At 70.8% G+C, this 25,106-nt stretch carries 20 protein-coding genes and 4 pseudogenes; 13 read left to right on the top strand and 11 right to left on the bottom strand.

What is annotated here, in order from left to right; translation table 11 throughout:
• Positions 1 to 15: 15 nt before the first annotated feature.
• Together VSR01_RS19780 and VSR01_RS19775 are read right to left on the bottom strand one after the other, a co-directional pair.
• Positions 16 to 1,650 carry a DUF6049 family protein gene (locus VSR01_RS19780; RefSeq protein WP_326450522.1) on the bottom strand — a complete coding sequence of 545 codons (1,635 nt, stop codon included), beginning with the start codon at positions 1,648 to 1,650 and terminating at the stop codon, positions 16 to 18.
• Positions 1,650 to 2,591, bottom strand: coding sequence for a hypothetical protein (locus VSR01_RS19775; protein ID WP_326450521.1), 942 nt, complete (start codon positions 2,589 to 2,591; stop codon positions 1,650 to 1,652). Before VSR01_RS19775 ends, VSR01_RS19780 begins: the two co-directional genes overlap by 1 nt.
• 158 nt (positions 2,592 to 2,749) lie before the next feature.
• Here VSR01_RS19775 and VSR01_RS19770 point away from each other — a divergent pair, with 158 nt between their 5' ends.
• The gene (locus VSR01_RS19770; RefSeq protein WP_326450520.1) at positions 2,750 to 4,168 is read left to right on the top strand and encodes a CCA tRNA nucleotidyltransferase; all 1,419 of its coding nucleotides are present in this window, start codon (positions 2,750 to 2,752) and stop codon (positions 4,166 to 4,168) included.
• A gap of 120 nt (positions 4,169 to 4,288) precedes the next feature.
• On the opposite strand, the gene VSR01_RS19765 is transcribed toward VSR01_RS19770, so the two are convergent.
• The 3 genes from VSR01_RS19765 to VSR01_RS19755 form a co-directional block, all read right to left on the bottom strand.
• A complete protein-coding gene (locus tag VSR01_RS19765; RefSeq protein ID WP_326450519.1) occupies positions 4,289 to 5,596 on the bottom strand; it encodes an MFS transporter in 1,308 nt (435 codons plus the stop codon).
• Between the two features lie 134 nt (positions 5,597 to 5,730).
• Complete coding sequence (locus tag VSR01_RS19760; protein WP_326450518.1) at positions 5,731 to 6,813, bottom strand: inositol-3-phosphate synthase; 1,083 nt, start codon at positions 6,811 to 6,813, stop codon at positions 5,731 to 5,733.
• 23 nt (positions 6,814 to 6,836) lie between these two features.
• The gene (locus tag VSR01_RS19755) at positions 6,837 to 7,478 is read right to left on the bottom strand and encodes a PadR family transcriptional regulator (RefSeq protein WP_326450517.1); all 642 of its coding nucleotides are present in this window, start codon (positions 7,476 to 7,478) and stop codon (positions 6,837 to 6,839) included.
• 405 nt (positions 7,479 to 7,883) lie between these two features.
• Here VSR01_RS19755 and VSR01_RS19750 point away from each other — a divergent pair, with 405 nt between their 5' ends.
• Positions 7,884 to 10,667 (top strand): transglycosylase domain-containing protein, encoded by a 2,784-nt coding sequence (locus tag VSR01_RS19750; RefSeq protein WP_326450516.1) that lies wholly within the window; start codon positions 7,884 to 7,886, stop codon positions 10,665 to 10,667.
• Positions 10,668 to 10,714: 47 nt separating this feature from the next.
• Positions 10,715 to 12,191 (top strand): annotated as a pseudogene (locus VSR01_RS19745) (glycosyltransferase family 87 protein).
• 31 nt (positions 12,192 to 12,222) lie between these two features.
• Here the strand turns inward: VSR01_RS19745 and VSR01_RS19740 are convergent.
• The 3 genes from VSR01_RS19740 to VSR01_RS19730 all read right to left on the bottom strand — a co-directional run bounded on the left by VSR01_RS19740 (position 12,223) and on the right by VSR01_RS19730 (position 14,926).
• Positions 12,223 to 13,263, bottom strand: coding sequence for an alanine racemase (locus tag VSR01_RS19740; RefSeq protein WP_326453722.1), 1,041 nt, complete (start codon positions 13,261 to 13,263; stop codon positions 12,223 to 12,225).
• A 57-nt stretch (positions 13,264 to 13,320) separates the two neighbouring features.
• Positions 13,321 to 14,442 carry a lipid II:glycine glycyltransferase FemX gene (locus tag VSR01_RS19735; protein WP_326450515.1) on the bottom strand — a complete coding sequence of 374 codons (1,122 nt, stop codon included), beginning with the start codon at positions 14,440 to 14,442 and terminating at the stop codon, positions 13,321 to 13,323.
• A 166-nt stretch (positions 14,443 to 14,608) separates the two neighbouring features.
• Entirely contained in the window at positions 14,609 to 14,926 is a 318-nt protein-coding gene (locus tag VSR01_RS19730; protein ID WP_326450514.1) for a hypothetical protein, read from the bottom strand.
• 292 nt (positions 14,927 to 15,218) lie between these two features.
• On the opposite strand from VSR01_RS19730, the gene rpsF reads away from it, so the two are divergent.
• From rpsF to rplI, 4 genes and pseudogenes are all read left to right on the top strand, one after another.
• Positions 15,219 to 15,509, top strand: a complete 291-nt coding sequence (gene rpsF, locus VSR01_RS19725) for a 30S ribosomal protein S6 (RefSeq protein ID WP_205357828.1) — start codon at positions 15,219 to 15,221, stop codon at positions 15,507 to 15,509.
• 59 nt (positions 15,510 to 15,568) lie between these two features.
• Positions 15,569 to 16,153 carry a single-stranded DNA-binding protein gene (locus VSR01_RS19720; RefSeq protein WP_326450513.1) on the top strand — a complete coding sequence of 195 codons (585 nt, stop codon included), beginning with the start codon at positions 15,569 to 15,571 and terminating at the stop codon, positions 16,151 to 16,153.
• A gap of 50 nt (positions 16,154 to 16,203) precedes the next feature.
• Positions 16,204 to 16,438, top strand: a pseudogene (gene rpsR, locus VSR01_RS19715) (30S ribosomal protein S18).
• 18 nt (positions 16,439 to 16,456) lie between these two features.
• The gene (rplI, locus tag VSR01_RS19710) at positions 16,457 to 16,906 is read left to right on the top strand and encodes a 50S ribosomal protein L9 (RefSeq protein ID WP_326450512.1); all 450 of its coding nucleotides are present in this window, start codon (positions 16,457 to 16,459) and stop codon (positions 16,904 to 16,906) included.
• Positions 16,907 to 17,022: 116 nt separating this feature from the next.
• On the opposite strand, the gene VSR01_RS19705 is transcribed toward rplI, so the two are convergent.
• Entirely contained in the window at positions 17,023 to 18,423 is a 1,401-nt protein-coding gene (locus VSR01_RS19705; protein ID WP_326453721.1) for an MATE family efflux transporter, read from the bottom strand.
• 586 nt (positions 18,424 to 19,009) lie between these two features.
• Between VSR01_RS19705 and dnaB the strand changes: the two are divergent.
• Positions 19,010 to 20,457: pseudogene (gene dnaB / locus VSR01_RS19700) on the top strand (replicative DNA helicase).
• A gap of 450 nt (positions 20,458 to 20,907) precedes the next feature.
• Positions 20,908 to 21,189 (top strand): hypothetical protein, encoded by a 282-nt coding sequence (locus tag VSR01_RS37860; RefSeq protein ID WP_442785688.1) that lies wholly within the window; start codon positions 20,908 to 20,910, stop codon positions 21,187 to 21,189.
• On the opposite strand, the pseudogene VSR01_RS19695 reads toward VSR01_RS37860, so the two are convergent.
• Positions 21,116 to 21,577: pseudogene (locus tag VSR01_RS19695) on the bottom strand (hypothetical protein); the annotation flags it as partial. The gene VSR01_RS37860 and the pseudogene VSR01_RS19695 sit on opposite strands and share 74 nt — an antisense overlap.
• 144 nt (positions 21,578 to 21,721) lie before the next feature.
• Between VSR01_RS19695 and VSR01_RS19690 the strand changes: the two are divergent.
• The 3 genes from VSR01_RS19690 to VSR01_RS19680 are packed head-to-tail and all read left to right on the top strand — an operon-like array spanning position 21,722 to position 22,772.
• Positions 21,722 to 22,057, top strand: a complete 336-nt coding sequence (locus tag VSR01_RS19690) for a hypothetical protein (RefSeq protein WP_326450511.1) — start codon at positions 21,722 to 21,724, stop codon at positions 22,055 to 22,057.
• A 58-nt stretch (positions 22,058 to 22,115) separates the two neighbouring features.
• Complete coding sequence (locus tag VSR01_RS19685; RefSeq protein WP_411075432.1) at positions 22,116 to 22,418, top strand: hypothetical protein; 303 nt, start codon at positions 22,116 to 22,118, stop codon at positions 22,416 to 22,418.
• A 39-nt stretch (positions 22,419 to 22,457) separates the two neighbouring features.
• Positions 22,458 to 22,772, top strand: a complete 315-nt coding sequence (locus VSR01_RS19680) for a hypothetical protein (protein ID WP_326450509.1) — start codon at positions 22,458 to 22,460, stop codon at positions 22,770 to 22,772.
• 148 nt (positions 22,773 to 22,920) lie between these two features.
• Here VSR01_RS19680 and VSR01_RS19675 read toward each other — a convergent pair whose 3' ends face one another.
• Positions 22,921 to 23,994: an aldo/keto reductase gene (locus VSR01_RS19675; protein ID WP_326450508.1), complete on the bottom strand. Its 1,074-nt coding sequence runs from the start codon at positions 23,992 to 23,994 to the stop codon at positions 22,921 to 22,923.
• A gap of 214 nt (positions 23,995 to 24,208) precedes the next feature.
• On the opposite strand from VSR01_RS19675, the gene VSR01_RS19670 reads away from it, so the two are divergent.
• Positions 24,209 to 25,045 (top strand): helix-turn-helix transcriptional regulator, encoded by an 837-nt coding sequence (locus VSR01_RS19670; RefSeq protein WP_326450507.1) that lies wholly within the window; start codon positions 24,209 to 24,211, stop codon positions 25,043 to 25,045.
• The last annotated feature ends 61 nt before the right edge of the window (positions 25,046 to 25,106 follow it).

Below are 25,106 nucleotides of genomic sequence, written 5' to 3'. Positions count from 1 at the left end.
CTTATTGTCCGCCGGCTATCCGTCCACCTTCTCACCTGCCGGGGACGGCTCCGGACTTTCCTGGCCGGTGTCAGCCACAGGGTCACCCGGGTGCCCGGGGTCCCCGCCGTCCTCTTCTTCCGTGTCGCTGCCCTCTCCGCCGCCGGCGCCGTCGTCCCCGCCGCCGTCCGAAGCGGCCTGGCGCTTACGTTGACGGTAGATCCGTACGCCCGCGAGCACCAGCAGCAGGAGACCGCCCGCGATGATCAGCATCACCAGGTCGGTCACCTTGGTGACCTTGATCTCGAACTGGATGCCGCTGCTGCCGTAGATCCTGCCGTCGGGGCCGTAGAGCGCGGCGTTGACCCAGACGGCGCCGTTGGCGCTGGCCTTGGTCTGGAACTTCAGGGTACGGGTGTGGCCGCCGTCGATGCTGATCGGCTGGTCGGGGTTCTTGATCTCCAGCCGGATGTTGGTGCTGGAGGTGAGCCGCAGCACCAGCCCGGTGATGGGCTGGCTCAGCTCGTTCTTCACCGTGACCGGAATCGTGCCGCTGCGGCCCGACAGGGTCAGCGCGGTCTTCTTGTCGATGATGTGGACGGCGTTGATCAGGTCGGTGAAGTAGACGCCGATCGCGTCCAGGTAGCTCTTGGCGTCCGGTCCGCCGCCCGGGGACGAGCCGCCGGAGGGGTCGGGGCGCCAGCCGGTGGACATCGCCCGCATCTCGGCGTTGCGGAACGGCACGCTCACCCGGTCCTTGATGGTGAGGATCACCACGAACTCGTTGACCCGGTCCTGGTCGGTGCGCAGCTGCCGGAAGGCGGAGGCGGGCAGCTCCCGTGCGCGCAGTGCCTTGGGGTAGGAGGCCGCGGCCGGCACCCGGTGGGAGACCCGGGAGTCGGCGTGCGCCGAGGCCGCGGTGCCGAAGTCCACGGTCTGCGACCAGCGGCTGCCGTCGTCGTCCACCGTGCGGATGGCCTCTGCCATCGCCTGCGCCTGGGAGACGGTGGGCCGGCGCTGCGGCGCGACGAGGAGGGTCCGCTGTTTCTCCGGCGCCTGCATGGTGATCAGCAGGGTCTGCGCGACGAAGCTCTGGACCGCCTGGTCGGAGGCCTGCGCGTTCAGCATGTCGCCGCTGAACGCGGTGGACAGCGAGGAGTCCGCGACCACCGCGGTCATGCCGCTCACCGGCCGGGCGGCGGTCGGCGTGTACTCCAGCGTGTTCTCGGGGAAGTGGTCGCTGCGCGCGATGATCCGGTCGTCGCCGCCGGCCTTGGCCGCCGCCACGATCGACGGGTCGATCGCGCCGTCCACCGGCCAGCCGACGCCGGAGGTCGGCTTGATGCCGAGGATGGTGCCGACCGTGACCTGGCCCAGCTGGGTCGCGGTCTTCAGTCCGGCGACGCTGCCGGGCACGTGCAGGCCGTTGTGGGCCAGCGAGGCGAGGTCGGTGTCGCCGAAGGGCAGGGCGATCACCTCGTCGCCGGTGACCGCGCCTCTGAGGGCGTTCAGCCACTGGGTGGCCAGCGCCGCGCCGGTGCCCGGGGTGCTGTGGGTGACGTCCCCGCCGGGACCGGCGACCCGGTAGCCCTTGGTCATCGCCTCGACGGTGGCCAGCAGGTCGGGGTCGACGACCCAGGTGACCGGGAGGTTCTTGGCGAGGTCCACCATCACCTGGAGCCGGCCCCGGGCGCCAGCTCTGTGGCCAGGTCGTCGTCGAGGAAGATCGGGTTCTGCTGGGAGTCGATGTCGCCGCGGGCGGCGATGTGCGGCCGGTCGGTGAGCGGCCACAGGTAAGTGATGCGGGTCGGCTTGGCGCTCTCCCCGTCGGCGTACCAGGGCAGGAACGTGCGCTTGATGCCCAGCGCGTGCTGCCAGGGCTCGACCGAGGTGCGGCCCTCCAGCACGACGCCGAGCTGGTAGACGCCGGTGGAGCCGAGGTCGAGCGCGCTGACCGGGACCTTGAGGCTGAAGGAGGCGCCGGCGCCGGCCGGGACGTCGGCCAGCTCCGCGACGTGGTCGGCGATCTCGTCGCCGTCCTTGGCGCTGACGTAGCCGCTGCGGGAGACGGCGGCCTTCATCGCGCTGCGGCTGGTCAGCGGACCCTGCGGGCCGACCATCAGGGCCATGTGCGCATGGGTGATCGTCACCTTGGAGTTGTTCACCAGGGTGCCGGAGACGGTCACCGAGTCGTCCTTGGTCGGGACCCGCGGGGTGACGGAGTCGAGGTAGACCGTGGCGGTGTGCGAGCCGGTGGGCGCCGCGGTGGTGAAGGAGGCCGCGGAGGCGGTGGTGGACGCCGCAGAGGCGGTGGCGGACGCCGCAGAGGCGGTGGCGGACGCCGCAGAGGCGGTGGCGGACGCCGCGGTGGACGCCGTCGCCGAGGTCGCGGTGGACGCTGTCGCGGACAGGGTTCGCGAGGCGCTCTGCGGGGCCGTCCGGGCCGCCGCGGGCGGGTCCGCCCGGTCGGGTTCCCGCGCCTGCGAGCCGGTCGCCTGGACGCCCTGCAGCAGCCCGGCGAGCACCGTGGCGCCGGCGAGCAGCGCGGCGGCCCTGGGCCTCCGGCGGCGGGCGGACGGAGGTGTGCCGGGTGCCTGTGCCGCCTCGCCCACGCGCGTTCGCCCGTCCCTTGTCGTCACTCGTCGGTACTCGTCGGTCGTTCATCGGAAGTGCGTGCTGGCATGGTAACGATCCGCACTGTGTCCGAGTGCTGCCGGGCGGGAGAAACCGGGGCGCGGGGGGTGCCCGCGGACCCGTACCCTTTGACGTTGTGCCGAACGCCAGCCATGCCCCCCAGAACCCGCAGGCCCGTCACCGGATCGCACCGGTCGCCGAGGACCTCGGCCGCCGTTTCCGCGACGCGGGATTCCAGCTCGCCCTCGTCGGGGGCTCGGTCAGGGACACACTGCTGGGACGCCTGGGCAACGACCTGGACTTCACCACCGACGCCCGCCCGGAGCAGGTCCTGAAGATCCTGCGGCCGTGGGCGGACGCGGTGTGGGAGGTCGGCATCGCCTTCGGCACCGTCGGCGGCAAGAAGGACGGCTACCAGGTGGAGGTCACCACCTACCGCTCCGAGGCGTACGACCGCACCTCCCGCAAGCCCGAGGTGTCCTACGGCGACACCATCGACGAGGACCTGGTCCGGCGCGACTTCACCGTGAACGCGATGGCCGTCTCGCTGCCGGGCACCGACTTCGTCGACCCGTACGGCGGCCTGGACGACCTGGCCGCCCGCACCCTGCGTACCCCGGGGACCCCCGAGTCGTCCTTCTCCGACGACCCGCTGCGGATGCTGCGCGCCGCCCGGTTCGCCGCGCAGCTGGACTTCGAGGTCGCCCCCGAGGTGGTCGCGGCCATGACGGCGATGGCCGACCGGATCGAGATCGTCTCCGCCGAGCGGATCAGGGACGAGCTGAACAAGCTCATCCTGTCGGAGCACCCGCGCAAGGGTCTGCGGCTGCTGGTGGACACCGGGCTCGCCGACCGGGTGCTGCCCGAGCTGTCCGCGCTGCGGCTGGAACGCGACGAGCACTTCCGGCACAAGGACGTCTACGAGCACACGCTGACCGTGCTGGAGCAGGCCATCGACCTGGAGACCGACGGCCCGGACCTGGTGCTGCGGCTCGCGGCGCTGCTGCACGACATCGGCAAGCCGAAGACCCGCCGCTTCGAACCGGACGGCCGGGTCTCCTTCCACCACCACGAGATGGTGGGCGCCAAGCTGACCAAGGCCAGGATGACCCGGCTGAAGTACCCCAACGAGCAGGTCAAGGACGTCTCCCGGCTGGTCGAGCTGCACCTGCGGTTCCACGGTTACGGCACCGGGGAGTGGACGGACTCCGCGGTACGCCGCTACGTCCGCGACGCCGGTCCGCTGCTGGAGCGGCTGCACAAGCTCACCCGCTCCGACTGCACGACCCGCAACAAGAAGAAGGCCGCCGCCCTGTCGCGGACGTACGACAGCCTGGAAGCGCGGATCGCCGAGCTGAAGGAGCAGGAGGAGCTGGACGCGATCCGGCCCGACCTGGACGGCAACCGCATCATGCAGATCCTCGGCGTCCCGCCCGGCCCGGTCGTCGGCCGCGCCTACCAGCACCTGCTGGAGCTGCGCCTCGAACACGGACCGCTGGGCGAGGAAGCCGCCGTGGAGGCCCTCAAGCAGTGGTGGGCGGCCCAGTCCTCCTGACGCGGGTGCGATGTTCCACGTGAAACATCGCCGCCGAGCGGACGGCGAGGGGTGCGATGTTCCACGTGGAACATCGCACCCGGCGACCTCGCACCCGGTGAACTCGCACCCGGTCGCGCCCTACAGCAGCGCCCGGTCCGCGTGCGCGCGGTCGGTCGCCACCTGACCGGTCCGCAGCAGCCCCGCGGTGACCGCCGCGTAGACCAGCGCGAGGGCGACCACGAGCCCCGTCGAGCGGCCGTCCGCCGGGAGGACGAGCGCCGCGACCGCCGCCGCTCCGACGAAGGCGACGTTGAAGGCCATGTCGTAGAGGGAGAAGACCCGGCCCCGGTAGGCGTCGTCGACGGCCGTCTGGACCACCGTGTCGGTGGCGATCTTGGCGCCCTGGGTGGTGACGCCGAGCGCGAAGGCGGCGAGCATCAGCGGCGCGGTGTCGAAGGGCAGCGCCAGCGGCGGGAGCAGCAGCGCCGAGGCCGCCGAGCACAGCGCGATCCAGCCCGAGCGGCCGAAGCGGGCGCTCGCCCACGGGGTGACGACGGCCGCGGCGAAGAAGCCGGCCGCGGAGATGCCCACCGCCAGGCCCAGCAGCGCCAGCCCGTGGTCGTCGTCGCCCGGGTCCGACCAGGCGTAGCGGCAGAGCATCAGCAGCATCACGGTGAGGGCGCCGTAGCAGAACCGCATCACGGTCACGGCGGTCAGCGCCTGTCGTGCCGGCGGGCGTTCCCGTAGGTGCGCCAGCCCCTCGCGCAGCCCGCGCGCGGTGGACGCGACGGCGGCGCCCAGCCGAGGGCCCCGCCCGTCCAGGTCCGGCCCGAGCAGATCGCGCCCGAGCGTCAGCGCGGACGCGCCCGCCGCGGCGTACAGCAGCGCGGCCAGCAGCACCGTGGCGGCGTCGGCGCCCGCACCGGCGGAGAGGAAGAGGTGGACCACGAAGGCCGCGCCGCCGCCCGCGGTCGCGGCGAGCGTGCCGGCGGTCGGCGACAGGGAGTTCGCCGTGACGAGCCGGTCGCCGTCGACCACCCGCGGCAGCGCGGCGGACAGCCCCGCCAGCACGAAGCGGTTCACGGCGGTCACCGACAGGGCGGAGAGGTAGAACAGCCAGTCCGGCACGTGCAGCAGGACCAGCACCGCGGTGCCGCACGACAGCCCGGCGCGCAGCAGGTTGCAGTAGAGCAGCACCTGCCGGCGGCGCCAGCGGTCGAGCAGCACTCCGCTGAACGGCCCGAGCAGCGAGTACGGCAGCAGCAGCACGGCCATGGCCGAGGCCACCGCGCCGGGCGAGGTCTGCTTCTCGGGCGAGAACACCACGTAGGCGGCGAGCGCGACCTGGAAGACGCCGTCGGACAGTTGCGACAGCAGGCGCACCGCGAGCAGCCGCCGGAAGTCCGGCAGCCGCAGCAGTGCGCGCAGGTCACGGAGAACAGCCATGGACACACCTTCACACGGCATGCCGAGGCCCCGGGCACACGACCCGGGGCCTCGGCACGCGCGTTCGTCGGGCTGTGCGCCCGGTGGGCTCGGCGACCGACAGGCTCAGCGCCCGGCGGTCAGCCCCGTACGCCTCAGCGCTCGACGTCGCCGCGGATGAACTTCTCGACGTTCTCGCGGGCCTCGTCGTCGAAGTACTGCACCGGCGGGGACTTCATGAAGTAGGAGGACGCCGACAGGATCGGGCCGCCGATGCCGCGGTCCTTGGCGATCTTCGCCGCACGCAGCGCGTCGATGATCACGCCCGCGGAGTTCGGGGAGTCCCAGACCTCCAGCTTGTACTCCAGGTTCAGCGGGACGTCGCCGAACGCGCGGCCCTCCAGGCGGACGTACGCCCACTTGCGGTCGTCCAGCCACTGCACGTAGTCCGAGGGGCCGATGTGGACGTTCTTGGCGCCCAGGTCGCGGTCCGGGATCTGCGAGGTGACGGCCTGCGTCTTGGAGATCTTCTTGGACTCCAGGCGCTCGCGCTCCAGCATGTTCTTGAAGTCCATGTTGCCGCCGACGTTCAGCTGCATGGTGCGCTCCAGGACCACGCCGCGGTCCTCGAAGAGCTTGGCCAGCACGCGGTGCGTGATGGTCGCGCCCACCTGCGACTTGATGTCGTCGCCGACGATCGGCACACCCGCCTCGGTGAACTTGTCCGCCCACTCCTTCGTGCCGGCGATGAAGACCGGCAGCGCGTTGACGAAGGCGACCTTGGCGTCGATGGCGCACTGGGCGTAGAACTTCGCCGCGTCCTCGGAGCCGACCGGCAGGTAGCAGACCAGGACGTCGACCTCGCGGTCCTTGAGCACCTGGACGACGTCGACCGGGGCCTCGTCGGACTCCTCGATGGTCTCGCGGTAGTACTTGCCGAGGCCGTCCAGGGTGTGGCCGCGCTGCACGGTCACACCGGTCTGCGGCACGTCGGTGATCTTGATGGTGTTGTTCTCGCTCGCACCGATGGCGTCCGCGAGGTCGAGACCGACCTTCTTCGCGTCGACATCGAAGGCGGCCACGAACTCGACGTCACGCACGTGGTAGTCGCCGAACTGCACGTGCATGAGACCAGGCACCCTGCTGTCCGGGTCGGCGTCCTTGTAGTACTCGACACCCTGCACCAGCGACGTGGCGCAGTTGCCTACGCCAACGATGGCTACGCGAACCGAACCCATACCGGTTGCTCCTTGTGAAATCGTCACGCGGTTCCCCGGTCCCCGGGTCGGCCGCCGTTCTCTTGGTTGTTGTCGTTGTCGTCCCGCTCGGCGGTCGGGCGCACCACGCGTCCGGCCCGCTCGGTCTCGATCAGCTCGTTGAGCCACCGGACCTCGCGTTCCACCGATTCCATGCCGTGCCGCTGCAGCTCGAGGGTGTAGTCGTCGAGCCGTTCACGGGTGCGCGCGAGCGAGGCGCGCATCTTCTCCAGGCGCTCCTCCAGGCGACTGCGCCGCCCTTCGAGCACCCGCATCCTGACGTCCTTCGACGTCTGGCCGAAGAAGGCGAAACGAGCGGCGAAGTGCTCGTCCTCCCAGGCGTCCGGGCCGGAGTTGGCGAGCAGCTCCTCGAAGTGCTCCTTGCCCGCGGCCGTCAGCCGGTAGACGATCTTCGCCCGCCGGCCGGCGAGCGGCGCGGCCGGCGTGTCGCCGTCCGGAGCCGACTCCTCGACCAGCCACCCCTGGGCGACCAGCGTCTTCAGGCAGGGATAGAGCGTCCCGTAACTGAAGGCGCGGAACACCCCGAGCGAGGTGTTGAGCCGCTTGCGCAGCTCGTAGCCGTGCATCGGGGACTCGCGCAGCAGACCGAGAACCGCGAATTCGAGGATTCCGGAGCGCTTGCTCAATCCCTCGTCCCCTCGTCCGCGTATCGGGCGGTCCGCCGCCGGCCGTCCGGGGGCGCGGCTACCGTGTTCAGCATGTTCGTTCCCGACTGTCTCGACCCGATGTATCGAGTCGATACATCGCGACGATAGAACGGCCCGACACATCACGCAAGGCGCGCTGTGGTGACCGGTGTCACATCGGCGAACCTGTGGGCCCGGTGGCGCCCGTTATGCGGTGAAGCGGCCGGTCCCCCTTCTTTTGACCCTGCGTACTCTGTTCGCCATGCGGAGCACCGGGAACCCAGCGACGCCGGCGAGCGTCTTGATCCACGGTGCGGTGCGACTCGATCCGGTCGCGCGCAGGGGGACCGACCAGAACGTCATCGATGCCTGCAGGCGATCCCGCCTGTCGAGGAGTAGCTGTTCATGAGCGAGCACCGTCGTAAGCCGCCGCAGTCGCCGCCGCCCGGCGGCCGTGCTGCCGCCCGGCGCGCGGGACAGCAGCCGACACCCCCTCCGTCCCGTCCCGGCGGTTCGGCCGGGACCGACGGAACGACGCCCCTGGGCACTCCGGCGGGCGGGCCCGCGGCGGGTCCCGCGGCCGGCTCGGCCGCCGGATCGCCCTCGGGCGGCGAGCCGTACCAGGGCCGCGCCGCCGCACGGCGCGCCGCGCAGGGCCGCGGCGCCCGCCGGCGCGGCGGCCCCGGCGGCAGCGGCGGGCCGGGAGGCCCCGCGGGTCCGGGCTCGGCCGGGCCCGGCCGCGGCCGTACCGCCGCCCGCCGCCCCGCCAAGAAGCGCTTCATCGACTACCCGCGCTTCGGCAAGGAGGGCTGGCGCCGCTGGATGCCGTCCTGGCGCCAGGTGACGGCGATGGCCGTCGGCTTCTTCGGCACCCTCATCGGCGTGATCGGCGTCGCCTACGCGACGGTCAGCGTGCCCAACGTCAACCTCGCGGCCACCGCCCAGAACAACGTCTACTACTGGGCCGACGGCAGCCAGATGATCGCCACCGGCGGCGAGGTCAACCGCCAGATCATCAAGATCGACGAGATCCCCAAGAGCATGCAGAACGCCGTGGTCTCCGCGGAGAACAAGACGTTCTGGACCGACCGCGGCGTCGACCCGATGGGCATCACCCGCGCCGTCTACAACATGGCCAGGGGCGGCGAGACCCAGGGCGGCTCGACCATCACCCAGCAGTACGTGAAGAACACCCGGCTCAGCCAGCAGCAGACCTTCAGCCGGAAGTTCAAGGAGCTGTTCATCTCCATCAAGGTCGGCGCGACCCTGAAGAAGACGGACATCATGGCCGGCTACCTGAACACCTCGTACTTCGGCCGCGGCGCCTACGGCATCCAGGCCGCCGCCCGCACCTACTACGGCATCGACGCCAAGAACCTCAACCCGAGCCAGTCCGCCATGCTGGCCGCGCTGCTCAAGGGCCCCACGTACTTCGACCCGGCCGGCAACACCGACATCGACCCGGCGGCCACCCCCGCGGCCAACCTGAGGAACTCCAAGGAGCGCTGGAGCTGGATCCTCGACCAGGAGGTCCAGGACGGGAAGCTCAGCGCCGCCGAGCGCGCGAAGTACACCACCTACCCGATGCCGAAGCCGGTGGTGAAGAACGCCCAGATGGCCGGCCAGATCGGCTACCTGGTGGAGACCGCCAAGAACTACCTGATCAACAACCACGTCCTCACCGTCGACCAGCTCACCCAGGGCGGCTACCAGATCTTCACCACCTTCCAGAAGTCGAAGGTCGGCTACCTGGAAGCCGCGGTCAAGAAGGTGCAGAGCGAGAACATCAAGCCCGGCACGCACATCGTCAAGAGCGACAAGAAGGACCCGGACAAGGACAAGTACGTCCAGTTCGGCGGGGCCTCGGTGGACCCGAAGTCCGGTGCGATCCTGGCGCTGTACGGCGGCACCGACTACACCAAGCACTTCACCAACAACGCCGACGAGACCGGCGCCCAGGTCGGGTCGACCTTCAAGCCGTTCGTGCTCGCCGCCGCGATGACGCACGGTGTGCGCGACCCCAAGCTCGGTCCCGTCCAGGGCGACGACACCCGCACCAAGGTCTCGCCGGACAGCGTGTTCAGCGGCAAGAACAAGCAGCAGATCATGAGCTACGACGGCAAGCCCTGGTACAACAACGACGGCAGCCCGTGGTTCCAGCCCAACGACGACGGCGACAGCTACCCGCACGTCACCCTGCGCAAGGCGCTGGACCTGTCGCTGAACGCCCCCTTCGTCCAGCTCGGCGAGGACGTGGGCACCAATCTGGTGCACGACGCGGCGCTCGCCGCCGGCCTGGTCCCCACCTCCAGCAACGCGCTGAACGACTACCAGAACAGCGTCACGTACTCCATCGGCACGTCCTCGCCCAGCGCGATCCGGATGGCCACGGCGTACAGCACCTTCGACAACCACGGGCAGAAGAACGAGCCGTTCTCGGTGAAGTCGGTCAAGCACCAGGGCGACGAGATCTACAACCACAGCCAGCACATGAAGACCAAGGTCGTCTTCGACGCCAACGTGGCCGACACCATCACCGGCATGCTGACCGACGTGATCAAGGAGGGCACCGGTACCACCGCGCAGCTCGCGCACGGCCGCCCCGCCGCCGGCAAGACCGGTACCACCGACGACAACAAGTCGGCCTGGTTCGACGGCTACACCCCGGAGCTGTCCACCACCGTGGTGATGTTCCGCCGCGACGACCAGACGCACACCGACCCCAAGACCGGGAAGGCGCTCAACAACCCGTTCCTGTCGATGTACGGGACCGGCGGCCACGAGACGATCCACGGTAATTCCTTCCCCGCGCAGATCTGGAAGGACTACATGAACGCGGCGCTCGGGGACTCGCCGCAGCAGCAGTTCACCAAGCCCACGGAGAAGGTCGGCGAGGTCATCGGCAAGCCGAGCCCGAAGCCCACACCGACCGACACCACGCCGACCCCGACCATGACGACCACGCCGCCGGCGACGATCACCACGCCGCCGACCACCCCGACGTGGACGCCGCCCACCACTCCCTCGACGCCGACCGACACGCCCACCACGCCGTGCTTCCCGTGGGACCGCAGCTGCAACTCGTCGCCGTCGCCGAGCGACACCCCGACCGACACGGCCACGCCACCGGGGAGCGGCAACGGAAACGGCGGCGGCGGCCCGAACAACTCGGGCTTCGGCGGCGGCTGAGGCACGCCGGGGCCCACCGGGCCCCGGCGTACGGCAGGATGGCGCCCATGACGAGCGTGCGCGACCGCGAAGAGGACGACCGGCGGGAGTCCCCCGTCCGCCCCACGGACGAGGACCCGCTGGCCGCCTCGGGCAGTGAGCTGATCGGCGGCCCGGCCGGCCGGTGGGCCGCCGTCACCGGACACCCGTGGTGGAACCCGCTGCGGGTGGCGGCGCTGGTCGTCATCGGGATGTTCGCGCTCGGCATGGTGCAGAAGGCGTCCTGCTACTCCGGGGCCTGGTTCGCCAGCGGCGACCCGCAGTACATCCACGCCTGCTACTCCGACATCCCGCACCTGTACGCCCAGCGCGGCTTCGCCTCCGACCTGGTGCCGTACTTCGACAAGATCCCGTACACCACCAGCGGCGCGGCCGACATCCACTACCTGGAGTACCCGGTGCTCACCGGGCTCTTCATGGAGGTCGCGTCCTGGCTGACCCCGCACGGCTCGGCGCAGCACAGCGCGCAGATGTACTGGCTGGTCAACTCCGGCATGCTGATGGTCTGCGCGGTCGTGCTGGTGGTCTGCGTGGCCAGGACCACCCGGCGGCGCCCGTGGGACGGGCTGCTCGTCGCGCTCTCCCCGGCGCTGGCGCTGACCGCCACCGTCAACTGGGACCTGTTCGCGGTGGCGCTCGCCGCGGCCGGGCTGATGCTGTGGTCGCGCGGCCGGACCGGCTGGGCCGGTGTGCTGATCGGACTGGCCACCGCGGCCAAGCTGTACCCGGTGCTGCTGCTCGCGGCGCTGTTCGTTCTCTGCCTGCGGGCCTGGCCTGCGGGCCTACGCCGTCACGCTCGGCGCCGCGGCCGGCGCCTGGCTGGTGGTCAACCTGCCGCTGCTCATCTGGGCCAGGCCCGGCTGGGAGCAGTTCTACGTCTTCAGCCGCAACCGGCCCACCGACTACGGCTCGCTGTGGCTGGTGATCAGCGAGCGCACCGACCACGCCTTCAGCGTCGACTCCCTCAACGCCTTCGGCACCGCGCTGATGATGCTGCTGTTCGTGGCGGCGGCGGGGCTGGCGCTGTACGCGCCGCGCCGGCCGCGGGTCGGGCAGCTCGCCTTCCTCGCGGTCGCGGCGCTGGTGCTGAGCAACAAGGTCTACTCGCCGCAGTACGTGCTGTGGCTGCTGCCGCTGGCCGTGATGGCCCGGCCGCGCTGGCGGGACCTGCTGATCTGGCAGGGCGCGGAGGTGCTGTACTTCCTCGGCATCTGGTACCGGCTGGCGTACGTCACCGGCACCAAGCACCACGGCCTGACCGCCGACGCCTACCAGCTGGCCATCGCCGTCCACCTGGCCGGGCTGCTCTACCTGTGCGCGGTCGTGGTCCGCGACATCCTGCTGCCGCAGTACGACGTGCTGCGGCAGGGCGGCGAGGACGACCCGGCGGGCGGTGTGCTGGACGGCGCGGACGACGTCTTCGTCCTCGGCCCCGAGCCGCACCGCCCCCGGCACGCCGCGGAGGCACAGGTTCCGACGCGGTAGGCGCCGCGCCTTCGGTGCGCGCCCCGGGCGCCTACGCGGGCTGCCGGTCCACCATGCGGTCGAACGTCGTGGTGGTGTGCCGCAGATGGGCCACCAGCTCGTCGCCGACCGCCGGCGGCGCCACGTCGCCGGGCAGGAAGAGGATCGACACCTGCATGTGCGGCGGCTCGGCGAACCAGCGCTGCTTGCCCGCCCACACGAACGGCGACAGGTTCCTGTTGACCGTGGCCAGACCCGCCCGCGCGACGCCCTTGGCCCGGGGCATCAGGCCGTGCAGCGCCTTGGGCGCCTCCAGGCCCACCCCGTGCGAGGTGCCGCCCGCCACGACCACCAGGTGCCCGTCGGCCGCCGCCTTCTCCTGCCGGTAGCCGTACCGCTCGCCCTTCGCGATCCGCGTCACGTCCAGCACCGCGCCGCGGTACTCCGTCGCGTCGTGGTCGCCGAGCCACAGCCGGGTGCCGATCCGGGCGCGGAACCGGGTCTGCGGGAACTGCTGCTGCAGCGCGGCCTGTTCGGTGGCCTTCAGATGGCTGACGAACATCGTGTGCAGCGGCAGCCGGGCCGCCCGCAGCCGCTCCATCCAGGCGAAGACCTCCTCCACCGCGTCGGTGCCGTCGGTGCGGTCGAGCGGCAGGTGGATGGCGAAGCCCTCCAGGCGGACGTCGTCGATCGCGGTGTGCAGCTTCCCCAGGTCGTCCTCGGCGACGCCGTGCCGGCGCATCGAGCTCATCACCTCGATGACCACCCGCGCCCCGACCAGCCCGCGCACGCCCTCCACCGAGGACACCGAGCGGATCGCCCGGTCCGGCAGCGGCACCGGCTCCTCGCCCAGCCGGTACGGGGTCAGCACCAGCAGGTCGCCGCCGAAGACGTCCTTGATCCTGGCCGCCTCGTACGTCGTGCCGACCGCGAGCATGTCGGAGCGCAGCCGGGTGGCTTCGTCGGCCAGCCGGTCATGGCCGAAGCCGTAGCCGTTGCCCTTGCACACCGGCACGAGACCGGGGAACTGGTCCACCACGGACTGCTGGTGGGCGCGCCAGCGCGCGGTGTCGACATACAGGGTGAGCGCCATGGCCTGCTCGGGACCTTCCTCGTGCGTCATCGGCCGGACGTGGCCGCGGGGAGCCGCTCAGCGGCGCGACATGTAGATGTCGAGCGCCTTGTGCAGCAGCTTGTTCAGCGGGAAATCCCACTCGCCCAAGTATTCGGCAGCCTGGCCGCCCGTGCCCACCTTGAACTGGATCAGGCCGAACAGGTGGTCGGTCTCGTCCAGCGAGTCGCTGATGCCGCGCAGGTCGTAGACGCTCGCGCCCATGGCGTACGCGTCGCGCAGCATCCGCCACTGCATCGCGTTGGACGGCCGTACCTCGCGCTTGTGGTTGGCGGAGGCGCCGTAGGAGTACCAGACGTGCCGGCCGACGGTGAGCATGGTGGCCGCGGCCACCGCCTCGCCCTCGTGCACCGCCAGGTACAGCCGCATCCGGTTGGGGTCCTCGGTGTTCAGCGCCTTCCACATGCGCTGGAAGTACGACAGCGGGCGCGGCCGGAAGTGGTCGCGCTCGGCGGTGATCTCGTAGAGCCGCTGCCACTCCGGCAGGTCGTCGTAGCCGCCCGGGACCACCTCGACGCCGGCCTTCTCGGCCTTCTTGATGTTGCGGCGCCACAGCTGGTTGAAGTTCTTCAGGATGTCGTCCAGCGAGCGGTTCTCCAGCGGCACCTGGTAGACGTAGCGCGGCTGCACGTCGCCGAAGCCGGCGCCGCCGTCCTCGCCCTGCTGCCAGCCCATCCGGCGCAGCCGGTCGGCGACCTCGAAGGCGCGCGGCTCGATGAAGGTGGCCTCGACGTCGCGCAGCCGCTTGACGTCCGGGTCGGCGATGCCGGCCTTGACCGCGGTGGCGTCCCACCTGCGGATGATCACCGGCGGACCCATCTTGACGCTGAAGGCGCCCTGCCTCTTCAGGTGGTCGAGCATCGGCTGCAGCCACTCGTCGAGGTTGGGCGCGTACCAGTTGATCACCGGGCCCTCGGGCAGGTAGGCCAGGTAGCGCTTGACCTTGGGCAGCTGGCGGTACAGCACCAGGCCGGCGCCGACCATCCGGCCGCTCTTCGCCTCGAACCAGCCCAGGCTCTCCGAGCGCCACTCGTTCTTCACATCAGCCCATGCCGGGACCTGGCAGTGGCTCGCCGCGGGCAGACTCTGGATGTACGCCAGGTGCTGCTCGCGGCTGATGGTCCTCAGGGTCAGGCTCATGCCGGCGCGCTCCCCTTGCTCAAGATTCTCGGTGCTCACGTGCTCACGGCTGCGGGTTTTTCTGGCCCGAAGCCTACTGTGCACGGGGAGCGGCGCCGCTAGTACCGCGGCCGCGCGTGGTGGCCCCGGCGCGGGGGTGCGCCGGCCGCGCCGGGGCGCGGGGAGGTCACCACAGGCCGCCGTGCGCCATCCCCAGGTAGAAGCCGAGGCCGGCCATGCCCAGGCTCACGATCAGCACGTAGCGCTCGGCGGTGGTCGCCGAGATGAACTGGCCGTAGGCGCCGGTGAGCAGTCCCGCCAGGCCCGTCCACGTGGTGAGCACGTGCAGGCTGTGGAAGGCGCAGGTGATGACGGCGATCAGGCCGAGGACCGCGGTGACCGCCACGAAGCTGTTCTCCAGCGGATGGGGGCGGCCGTCGGTGTTGAAGGTCAGTCGGTGGGTCCGGACGGCCGGTGCGGGCCGTGCCGCGTGCTGCTGTGCCATGGATGCCTCCGTGACCGAGTCGTGGCGCCGTGTGGCGCCTGTCACACCCGATGTGTACAGATTGGGCGCATCCGGGAGCGGATTTCAACCCGGGGGACGGTTGCGGGTAGCCTGTACGGTCTGCACCGGTGTCTGCCGGGCGTGTCGCCGAGGTCCCGGCCCCCTTCGAGGAAGCGGAAGAGGCTGCCGGGCCGCCTTGTCGGTGCCCCGCGCTACCGTTGCGACGCAAGCACAAACCCTCCTGCCACGGAAGTGCCGTGGCCGCCTGAGTCCAAAGGAGGTGGGTTCCCCTATGCGTCACTACGAGCTCATGCTCATTCTCGACCCCGATCTCGAGGAGCGCGCTGTCTCCCCGCTGATCGAGTCCTTCCTGTCCGTCGTCCGCAACGGCGGCGGCAGCGTGGAGAAGGTCGACACCTGGGGCCGTCGTCGTCTCGCCTACGAGATCAACAAGAAGCCCGAGGGCATCTACTCGGTCGTCGACCTCAAGGCCACGCCTGATGTCGTCAAGGAGCTGGACCGCCAGCTCAACCTGAACGAGTCGGTGCTGCGGACCAAGGTCCTCCGTCCGGAACTGCACTAGTCCGGACTTCGCGTAGCAGTCACCAAGCACTGCCCAAAGCCAGTCGAGAGGTCATCCCAATGGCAGGCGAGACCGTCATCACGGTCGTCGGCAATCTCGTCGACGACCCCGAGCTGCGCTTCACCCCGTCCGGTGCGGCGGTCGCGAAGTTCCGCGTCGCGTCCACCCCCCGCACCTTCGACCGCCAGACCAACGAGTGGAAGGACGGCGAGAGCCTGTTCCTCACCTGCTCGGTGTGGCGGCAGGCGGCGGAGAACGTCGCGGAGTCGCTCCAGCGTGGTATGCGCGTCATCGTCCAGGGCCGCCTGAAGCAGCGGTCGTACGAGGACCGCGACGGCGTCAAGCGGACGGTCTACGAGCTGGACGTCGACGAGGTCGGCGCCAGCCTGCGGAGCGCCACGGCCAAGGTCACCAAGACCAGCGGCGGCGGCCGCGGTCAGCAGGGTGGCTACGGCGGCGGTGGCCAGGGCGGTGGCGGCAGCTGGGGCGGCGGCTCCGGCGGCCAGCAGGGCGGCGGCGGTGCTCCCGCCGACGACCCCTGGGCCACCAGCGCGCCGGCCGGCGGCGGGCAGGGCGGCGGAGGCGGTTGGGGCGGCGGCTCCGGCTCCTCCGGCGGCGGCTACTCGGACGAGCCGCCCTTCTAGGGCGGACGCACTCACTTCTTGATCGTTGATCGCACAGGAGAGAAAGAACCATGGCGAAGCCGCCCGCGCAAGCCGAAGAAGAAGGTCTGCGCGTTCTGCAAGGACAAGACCGTGTACGTGGACTACAAGGACACCAACATGCTGCGGAAGTTCATTTCCGACCGCGGCAAGATCCGTGCCCGCCGCGTGACCGGCAACTGCACCCAGCACCAGCGTGACGTCGCCACGGCCGTGAAAAACAGTCGTGAGATGGCGCTGCTGCCGTACACCTCGACCGCGCGCTAAAGAGAGGGTGACCGAAGCATGTCCAAGATCATCCTCACCAACGAGGTCAGCGGCCTCGGCGCGGCCGGCGACATCGTCGACGTCAAGCCGGGCTACGCCCGCAACTACCTGATCCCGCGGGGCTTCGCCATCGCGTGGACCAAGGGTGGCGAGAAGGACGTCGAGCAGATCCGCCGCGCCCGCCGCATCCGCGAGATCCACTCGCTGGAGGACGCGAACGCCGTCAAGGCCCAGCTGCAGGCCGTCAAGGTCAAGCTGAGCACCCGGGCCGGCGACACCGGCCGCCTCTTCGGGTCGATCACCCCGGCCGACATCGCCTCGGCGATCAAGTCCGCGGGCGGGCCGGCGGTGGACAAGCGCCGCGTCGAGGTGGCCGCGCCCATCAAGACGCTGGGCGCGCACAAGGTGTCGGTGCGGCTGCACCCCGAGGTCGAGGCCGTTCTCGACGTCGAGGTCGTCGCCGCGTGACGTGGTGTGACGTGACGCCCTGAGCGTCCCGTTGTGCGTGGAATGTTCCACGTGGAACATCGAGGGCCGGTCACCCGGAAGGGGCGACCGGCCCTCGCGCGTACCGGGCGACGGTCTCAGCGCGCCGCGCCGGTGACGATCCAGCGGCCGGACCGCGCACGCAGCCACAGCGCGGCCAGCCGGGTCAGCATCATCAGCGCCATGGCGCCCCACAGCGCGGTCAGGCCCGCGCCGAGGGCCGGGACGGCCAGCGCGGCGGGTGCGAAGACCGCCAGCGTCACCAGCATCGACCAGGCGAGGTACGGCCCGTCGCCCGCGCCCATCAGCACTCCGTCGAGGACGAAGACCACGCCGCACACCGGTTGGGTCAGCGCGACCACCAGCAGCGCGGCGGACAGCGCGTGGCGCACCTCCGGGTCGGAGCTGAACAGCGGCCCGATCAGCGGGCGGGCGAGCACCACCAGCAGTCCCAGGACGATGCCGCAGGCCACGCCCCACTGGATCATCCTGCGGCAGGCGGCCCGCGCGCCCTCCGGGTCGTCCGCGCCGAGGTAGCGTCCGATCACCGCCTGTCCGGCGATGGCGATCGCGTCGAGCGCGAAGGCCAGCAGCGACCAGACGGTGAGGGTGATCTGGTGGGCGGCGATCTCGCTGTCGCCGAGGCGGGCCGCGACGGCGGTCGCGATCATCAGCACGGCGCGCAGGCTGACCGTGCGGACCAGCAGGGGGACGCCCGCGCGGGCGCAGGCGCGGATGCCGGCGGCGTCGGGGCGCAGCATGGCCCGGACGCTCTGCGCGGCGGCGTCGGCGTGTGCTTGTGCGGCGGTGTCGGCGGGTGCGGCAGTTTCGGCCCGTGCGGCGGCCTCGGCCCGCGCCCGCGCCCGCGCCTGCGCCTGCGCCGCCTGGCGGCGTACCCCGCGGACCACGACCCACAGGTACGCCGCGGCCATGCCGTTCTGCGCGATGACCGTGCCCCACGCGGAGCCGGCGATGCCGAGCCCGGCGCCGTAGACGAGCGCGGCGTTGAGACCGGCGTTGGCGGAGAAGCCGGCCACCGCCACGTAGAGCGGGGTGCGGGTGTCCTGGAGGCCGCGCAGCACTCCGGTGGCGGCCAGGACGACCAGCATCGCGGGGATGCCGAGCGCGCTGATCCGCAGGTACTCGGCGGCGTACGGCGCGGCGGTGGGCGAGGCGCCGAACAGCCGCACCAGGGCGTGGGCGCCGGGCAGCACCGCGGCGGTCACCGCCGCGCCGAGCAGCAGCGCCAGCCAGATGCCGTCGATGCCCTGGCGCAGGGCCGCGGCCGGGTCGCCGGCGCCGATCCGGCGGGCGACGGCGGCGGTGGTGGCGTAGGCGAGGAAGACGAAGACGTTGACCGCGGTGGTGAGCAGCGCGGCGGCGACGCCGAGGCCGGCCAGCCGGGCGGTGCCGAGGTGGCCGACCACCGCGCTGTCGACCATGACGAAGAGCGGTTCGGCGACCAGGGCGCCGAAGGCGGGCAGCGCGAGGGCCAGGATCTCCCGGTCGTGCCGGCGGACGCCGGTGCGCGCGGCAGGGCTCCTGGTGCGGCGCCCTGCGGTGCGCGCGGCGGGGTTCGCCGCAGGGCTGCGCGCAGGACTCGCCGGGCTCTCGGCCGGCGGTTCGGCGGGTGGGACGACCTGGTTCACGCGTGCCAGCGTAACCGTCCACAAGTAAGAGGTGAAGTGTGAGTCCAGTCATTACGTGTGACTGCGCAGAGTGATCTCCTCCGCGTCGTTTGTGGCGATCTTGGGCCGCGGTGAAAAGTTTTTCTCCTGCACAGGCTATGGACGAAGAAAGCGCAGGTCGGGCGGGGTGTCGACGGTCGGGCGCAGAGTTGTCCACAGGTCTGTCCCCCGGGCTGTACACAGGTTGGGGGCAGTTCTCCACAGGTATGCCGCCGCTGTCCACACCCCCTGTGGATAACCGTCTTGGTCGGACCGGCCGGGGGGCCTACGGTGGAGCCTCCCCGACGCGCCGAACGCGAAGCCGGGTGGGTCAATAATCTGCTGCCGCGGCGTGAAAGAGTGGCACACGCACGCGGGGACCCGGCTCGACCGGCCGGACGGGAGGGAGGTGGCGGGGATGACCCAGCCCGAGCCCGCGGACGACCGCTGGTCCGACCTCCCGCAGGACGGCCGCCCCGCCGTCAGCCCCTTCCGCAAGAAGGGCCAGGACGACTCCGCCGGCCGCTTCGCCGACTCCGGCGGCTTCGAGCGCGTCCCGCCGCAGGACCTGGACGCCGAGCAGTCCGTGCTGGGCGGCATGCTGCTGTCCAAGGACGCGATCGCCGACGTGGTCGAGGTGCTCAAGGGCGCCGACTTCTACCGCCCGGCGCACGAGACGATCTACAACGCGATCCTCGACCTCTACGCCCGCGGCGAGCCCGCCGACCCCATCACCACCGCGGCCGAGCTGACCAAGCGCGGCGAGATCGCCCGGGTCGGCGGCACCCCGTACCTGCACACCCTCGTCAACGCGGTGCCCACCGCGGCCAACGCGGAGTTCTACGCCGAGATCGTCCACGAGCGGGCGGTCCTGCGCCGCCTGGTCGAGGCCGGCACCCGCATCACGCAGATGGGCTACGCCGCCGACGGCGACGTGGACGAGATCGTCAACAACGCGCAGGCCGAGATCTACGCGGTCACCGAGCAGCGCACCTCCGAGGACTACCTGCCGCTCGGCGACATCATGGAGGGCGCCCTCGACGAGATCGAGGCGATCGGCTCCCGCAGCGGCCAGATGTCCGGCGTCCCCACCGGCTTCGCCGACCTCGACTCGCTCACCAACGGCCTGCACCCCGGTCAGATGATCGTCATCGCGGCCCGCCCGGCGATGGGCAAGTCGACGCTCGCGCTGGACTTCGCCCGCACCTGCTCGATCGCCAACAAGATGCCCAGCGTCATCTTCTCCCTCGAAATGGGCCGCAACGAGATCGCGATGCGGCTGCTGTCCGCCGAGGCACGGGTGGCGCTGCACCACATGCGGTCCGGCACGATGACCGACGACGACTGGACCAAGGTGGCGCGGCGGATGGCCGACGTCACGGAGGCGCCGCTCTACATCGACGACTCGCCGAACCTGTCGATGATGGAGATCCGGGCCAAGTGCCGCCGCCTGAAACAGCGCAACGACCTGCGGCTGGTGGTCATCGACTACCTCCAGCTGATGCAGTCCGGCGGCTCCCGGCGCCCCGAGAGCCGTCAGCAGGAGGTCTCGGACATGTCCCGCAACCTCAAGCTCCTGGCCAAGGAGCTGGAGGTCCCGGTCATCGCGCTGTCCCAGCTCAACCGCGGCCCCGAGCAGCGCACCGACAAGAAGCCGATGGTCTCCGACCTGCGCGAGTCCGGCTCCATCGAGCAGGACGCCGACATGGTCATCCTGCTCCACCGCGAGGACGCCTACGAAAAGGAGTCCCCCGCGCCGGCGAGGCCGACCTCATCGTCGCCAAACACCGCAACGGCCCCACCGCCACGATCACCGTGGCCTTCCAGGGCCACTACTCCCGCTTCGTCGACATGGCCCAGACCTGACGCCGGTGATGTAGGGCCTCACTTTCCGTGTCGGAATCTCACGATCGATGTCGGATGGATGTGGGATACGACATCGTCGTGAGATTGGCCAGACCTTTGAGGCCGAATTCGCTCAAACGTGTGGACGTTCCAAGCTGTCTTGGTGCACGTTCTGCCGTACGTCCCAGGCTGTCACCGACTGCTTGATCGCATCGAACCTGATGCTGCGGGAGTGGGGGTGCTCGTGCCAGGTGAGTCGGCAATGGTGTGTTTCCGTACATCGGGCCGGGGGTTCGAAGACGAGCCGTGGGAGAGCGTCAGCAGCGCGACGTCAGCGACAGCGTCTCCATGGCGGACATTCCGGTGGTACGACGGCCAGAAGCACTACTCGGGCACCTCCTGGTCCTCGACCATGCGTGACCACGCCAGCTCGGCACAACTCGCTCGGTCCTTTACACCCAATTTGCTGCTCTGGAAGGTGATTTGGGCGTCCAGCTCTACATCCGCCCCCGTCGGGGCGGATCACTCCGCCCCACCAAGGCCGGACAAGCCGTGATGGACGCGCTGACCGACAGTGAAGGCGCCCGACCAGGCGGCAACACCATCGAGACCGGCATTCCTCCCGCCTCCCGCAGAACCCATGACCAGCCGATCGTCGGCGGTCGGCTATCGAACAGGACCCGCACTCATCGACCAGAATGGTCGGCTCCGACAGGAAGACGTTCGGGTCGACGGGCCCATAGGCAACGTTGAACGTGTCGAGCCAGTACGACCAGTCCCGTATTCCGGCGGCGCTACTGAACCGATAGTTCAACTGCCAACGGACCCACTGCCCCGGGACCAGACGCACCGCCGGCGGCCGCCGCGGGCGCGGCGGCAATCCGAACAACGGCTCCACACGCGCCAGCACGCGGAGCCGATCGCCCTCGTCTCGCAAGCTGAGTCCGACCTGGCGCAGGTCTTTCTCACTCTCGTGCGGCTCGAAACCGTTACGCTCGGACATCTGGATGACCTGGGCGAAGGAAGACGGCACTGGTGACACCAGGAACCCCGTTGGCGCTGAGTTCCTACGGGCAGCAGCGTCACCGCCCCTGGAGTGCTTCGTCCAGGACGTCCTGATCCACTGAACCGTGGTCTCCACTGGAACCGCCTTTCGCCTGGGACACTACGGCGACCACAGCCTGCACGGCACTCTGGTTTTGGCGTGCTGCCCGGCGGCCCGGAAGATTCCGGCTGAGACGGACCTATTGCACGGCCCTAGAGTCCAACAGCGGAGGAGGCGAAGATGGCGCTGAACAAGAAGGGCTCCCGGCGCATAACCGTTGACGGGATCGAGTACCGCTGGCGGATCCGCAGGAAGCCCCCCTACATGCAGGGACTCTGCTGGTCACCGATGACCTGTGCTGTTGAGGCGGCCAGCGGCAGCGAGCCAGGCACGACGTTGATCGTCACCAGCGGTCAGGCCCATCCCAGCAACTGGGTGGGCGTCGAGACGGAGCCCATTCGTCCGGCTCACGTTGCTGCCAGCATTCGAGAGGCACGACATCAAGGCTGGGATCCGACCCGGGTCGGCTCTCCTTTCCAGCTCGACCGATCCGCAGGATTCATCGCCCAGTCATGAGGTAGAGCGGAGTACGGCGGCGCATCTGGCCCGGCATCATGGCCTGGTGACCACCTGGATGCGCTGCTACTGGGACGAAGAAGACACCTGGTTCTACTTCGAGGTCGACGCCGAAGGCTGGGTGATCCGGCAGGTCGAACTCGAAGGGCCAGAGCTGATCCCGATCGCGGCTGCTTCCCTCGCCGAGTGGCAGCGGGCCCGCGACGCAGGGCACCTCGATGAGTACGACAGCAGATTCGGGATCACCGCCGAGCTGCCCGTCTCGGAATGGGAAGGCCACGACCCCGAACAACTCACCTTCGAGGAGTTCGAGGACGTCTGGGGCCCTGCCCGTCAGCAGATCGCATCCCGGACCAGCTGACCTCTCGGCGCCGCACTGGCTTCTTGGCATCATCGCGACATGACCCCGACCCTTCCCCGTACCGTCCGAGCCGTCGACACCGCTCAGCTCCTGGGCCTGGCCCAGGAGGCCACCCTGCATGGCTTCAGCCAGCGGCTCCCGGTCGACTGGCTACGAGAGCACCTCGCCGCAGAAGCGACGCACTATCTGTTCCCGACACTCGTGCAGCGGCTCACGCACCGTCCCGAGGTGCCGCTGCAGTGGAGGTGCCAGCAACTGCTGACCGTCAGCACCGGCGAGCACATCTGGGGTCTGCTCGACGTCCTTCCTGACACCTTCGACAAAATCCCGGAGACCGGGGCGGCCACCTGGTGACCAGCCGGGGCGGCCACCTCGTGACCAGGCGGGGCGGCCACCTGGTGACCGGGCGCCGCCGCCGGCCCCACCGGCTCGGCGGCGGGCGGCGGACCGCACGGCGGTACTCCTGCGGCGGGGCGGCGCGACGCCGTGGCCCGCGCACGGCTCACCGGCGGGGGGTGAGTTTCAGGGTGCCGCGGGTGACCTGGCGGATGTGGTCGCCGGCCAGCAGGTCGTGCGGGAGGCCGAGGGGGATCGCGCTCGCCGTGTCCAAGCGGGCCAGGTGGTCGGCGGAGAGGTCGACGTCGAGGGCGCCGAGGTTGTCGTCCAGCTGGGCGGGGGTGCGGGCGCCGATGATCGGCGCCGTCACGTCGGGGTTGTGCAGCGTCCAGGCCAGGCCGACCTGCGCCGGGGTCCGGCCCAGCTCCGCCGCCACCTCCTTGACGGCGTCCGCGACGGCGAGGCTGCGTTCGGTGACCGCTCCCAGCGCGACGTTGAACCCCTTGCGGGCGCTGTCGCCCGACGCGAGGTCCGCCGCCGTCGCGGTCAGGTCGGCCCGGCTGTACTTCCCGGTCAGCACCCCGCCGGCCAGCGGCGAGAACGGGACCACGCCGAGCCCCATCTCGCGCGCCATGGGGATCAGGTCGCGCTCCGCGCCGCGCTCGACCAGGTTGTACTCGGTCTGCAGCGCGATCAGCGGCGCCCATCCGCGCAGCTGGGCGATCGCCTGCATGCGCGACGCCTGCCAGGCGGGCGTGTTGCAGATCGCCACGTGGAGCACCTTGCCCTGGCGGACCAGGTCGTCCATGCCGCGCAGGATCTCCTCGACCGGCGTCGCGTCGTCCCACACGTGCAGGTAGAGCAGGTCGAGGTAGTCCGTCCGCAGCCGTCGCAGGCTCGCCTCCACCGAGGCGAACAGGTTCTTGCGGCCGGCGCCCGTGGCGTTGGGGTCGCCGGGGCGGCGCAGCGTCGAGTACTTCGTGGCCAGCACCAGGCTCTCCCGGCCGTCCCGGGTGAACTCGCCCAGCAGGCGCTCGGAGCTGCCGCCGGTGTACGTGTCGGCGGTGTCGACGAAGTTGCCGCCGCGCTCGACGTAGCGGTCGAACAGCGCGCGGGCCTGGTCTCGCTCCGCGCCCCAGCCCCACTCGGTGCCGAAGGTCGCCGCGCCCAGCGCCAGCGGCGAGACGCGCAGTCCCGAGCGGCCCAGCAGCCGGTAGGTGTCGAGGGTGGTGACGGGCATCGTGTCCTCCAGGGGGTTGCGGTGGTGCCGGGCGTGCGGCCTGTGTCAGGGCGCCTTGCGTCCGGCCGCCCTGGGTGGTCGGCCGCCGCACGGAACGACTCTGCGACGGCGCCGCGCCGCGGGTAAGGGAGGAGCGTTCCTGGGATTACCGGTCCCACCCGCACCGCCCGGCGCGTCCGGGAACACCCGCCCGACCCCGGCAGTTGGATCAGGCATGACCACCCGCACCGTGGACGCGACGCAGGAGATGGCCGTCTTCCTGCGGGACCGGCGCGAGCGCCTGGACCCGGACGACTTCGGCCTGCCGTCGCGCCGGCAGCCCCGGCGCACCCCGGGACTGCGCCGCGAGGAAGTCGCCGAGCTGGCCGGGGTCAGCACCGACTACATCGTGCGGCTGGAACAGGGCCGCGGGCTGCGGCCGTCGGCGGACGTGGTGGAGGCGCTGGCCCGGGCGCTGCGCCTGGCCCCGGGCGAGCGCGCGTACCTCTTCAACCTGGCCGGGCAGCGCCCGCCCACCGCCGACGAGCCGGCCACCGTCGCACCGCCGCCGCTGGCCGGGCTGGTCGCGGACCTGTCACCGCTGCCGGCCATGCTGATGAACCACCGCTACGACATCCTGGCGTGGAACGCGGAGATGGCGCGGCTGCTGCTGGACTTCGGCACCCTGCCGCCGCAGCGGCGCAACGCGATGTGGCTGTGCCTGATGCATCCGGAGATCCAGCGGTTCTACGTGGACCGTGAGCGCGTCGTGCGCGAGGGGATCGCCCACCTGCGCGCCGCGTGGGCCGCGCATCCGCAGGACGAGGCGCTGATCGACCTCATCGCCGAGTTCACCACCCACGACGACCAGTTCGCGCGGCTGTGGACGGAGGGGGACATCAAGGTCAACGGCCGCGGGCGCAAGGTGCTGCGGCACCCCGAGGCCGGGACGCTGGCCGTGACCTTCGAGGTGCTCGTGCCGCTCCAGGACCCCGACCAGCGGCTGCTGGTCTACCGCGCCGCGGACGACGAGAGCCAGAGCGCCCTGGACCGGCTGACCGCGCGCCGGTGACGGAACGCCGGCCCCCGCGAGGGGCGCGGGCGTCCGGCGGGGTACGCATGTGCGGCGGAGC

The sequence above is a fragment of the Actinacidiphila sp. DG2A-62 genome, from assembly GCF_035825295.1.
GTDB lineage: Bacteria > Actinomycetota > Actinomycetes > Streptomycetales > Streptomycetaceae > Actinacidiphila.
Note: the sequence above shows the minus strand (reverse complement) of the source record. Positions and strands in the feature narration are given on the sequence as shown.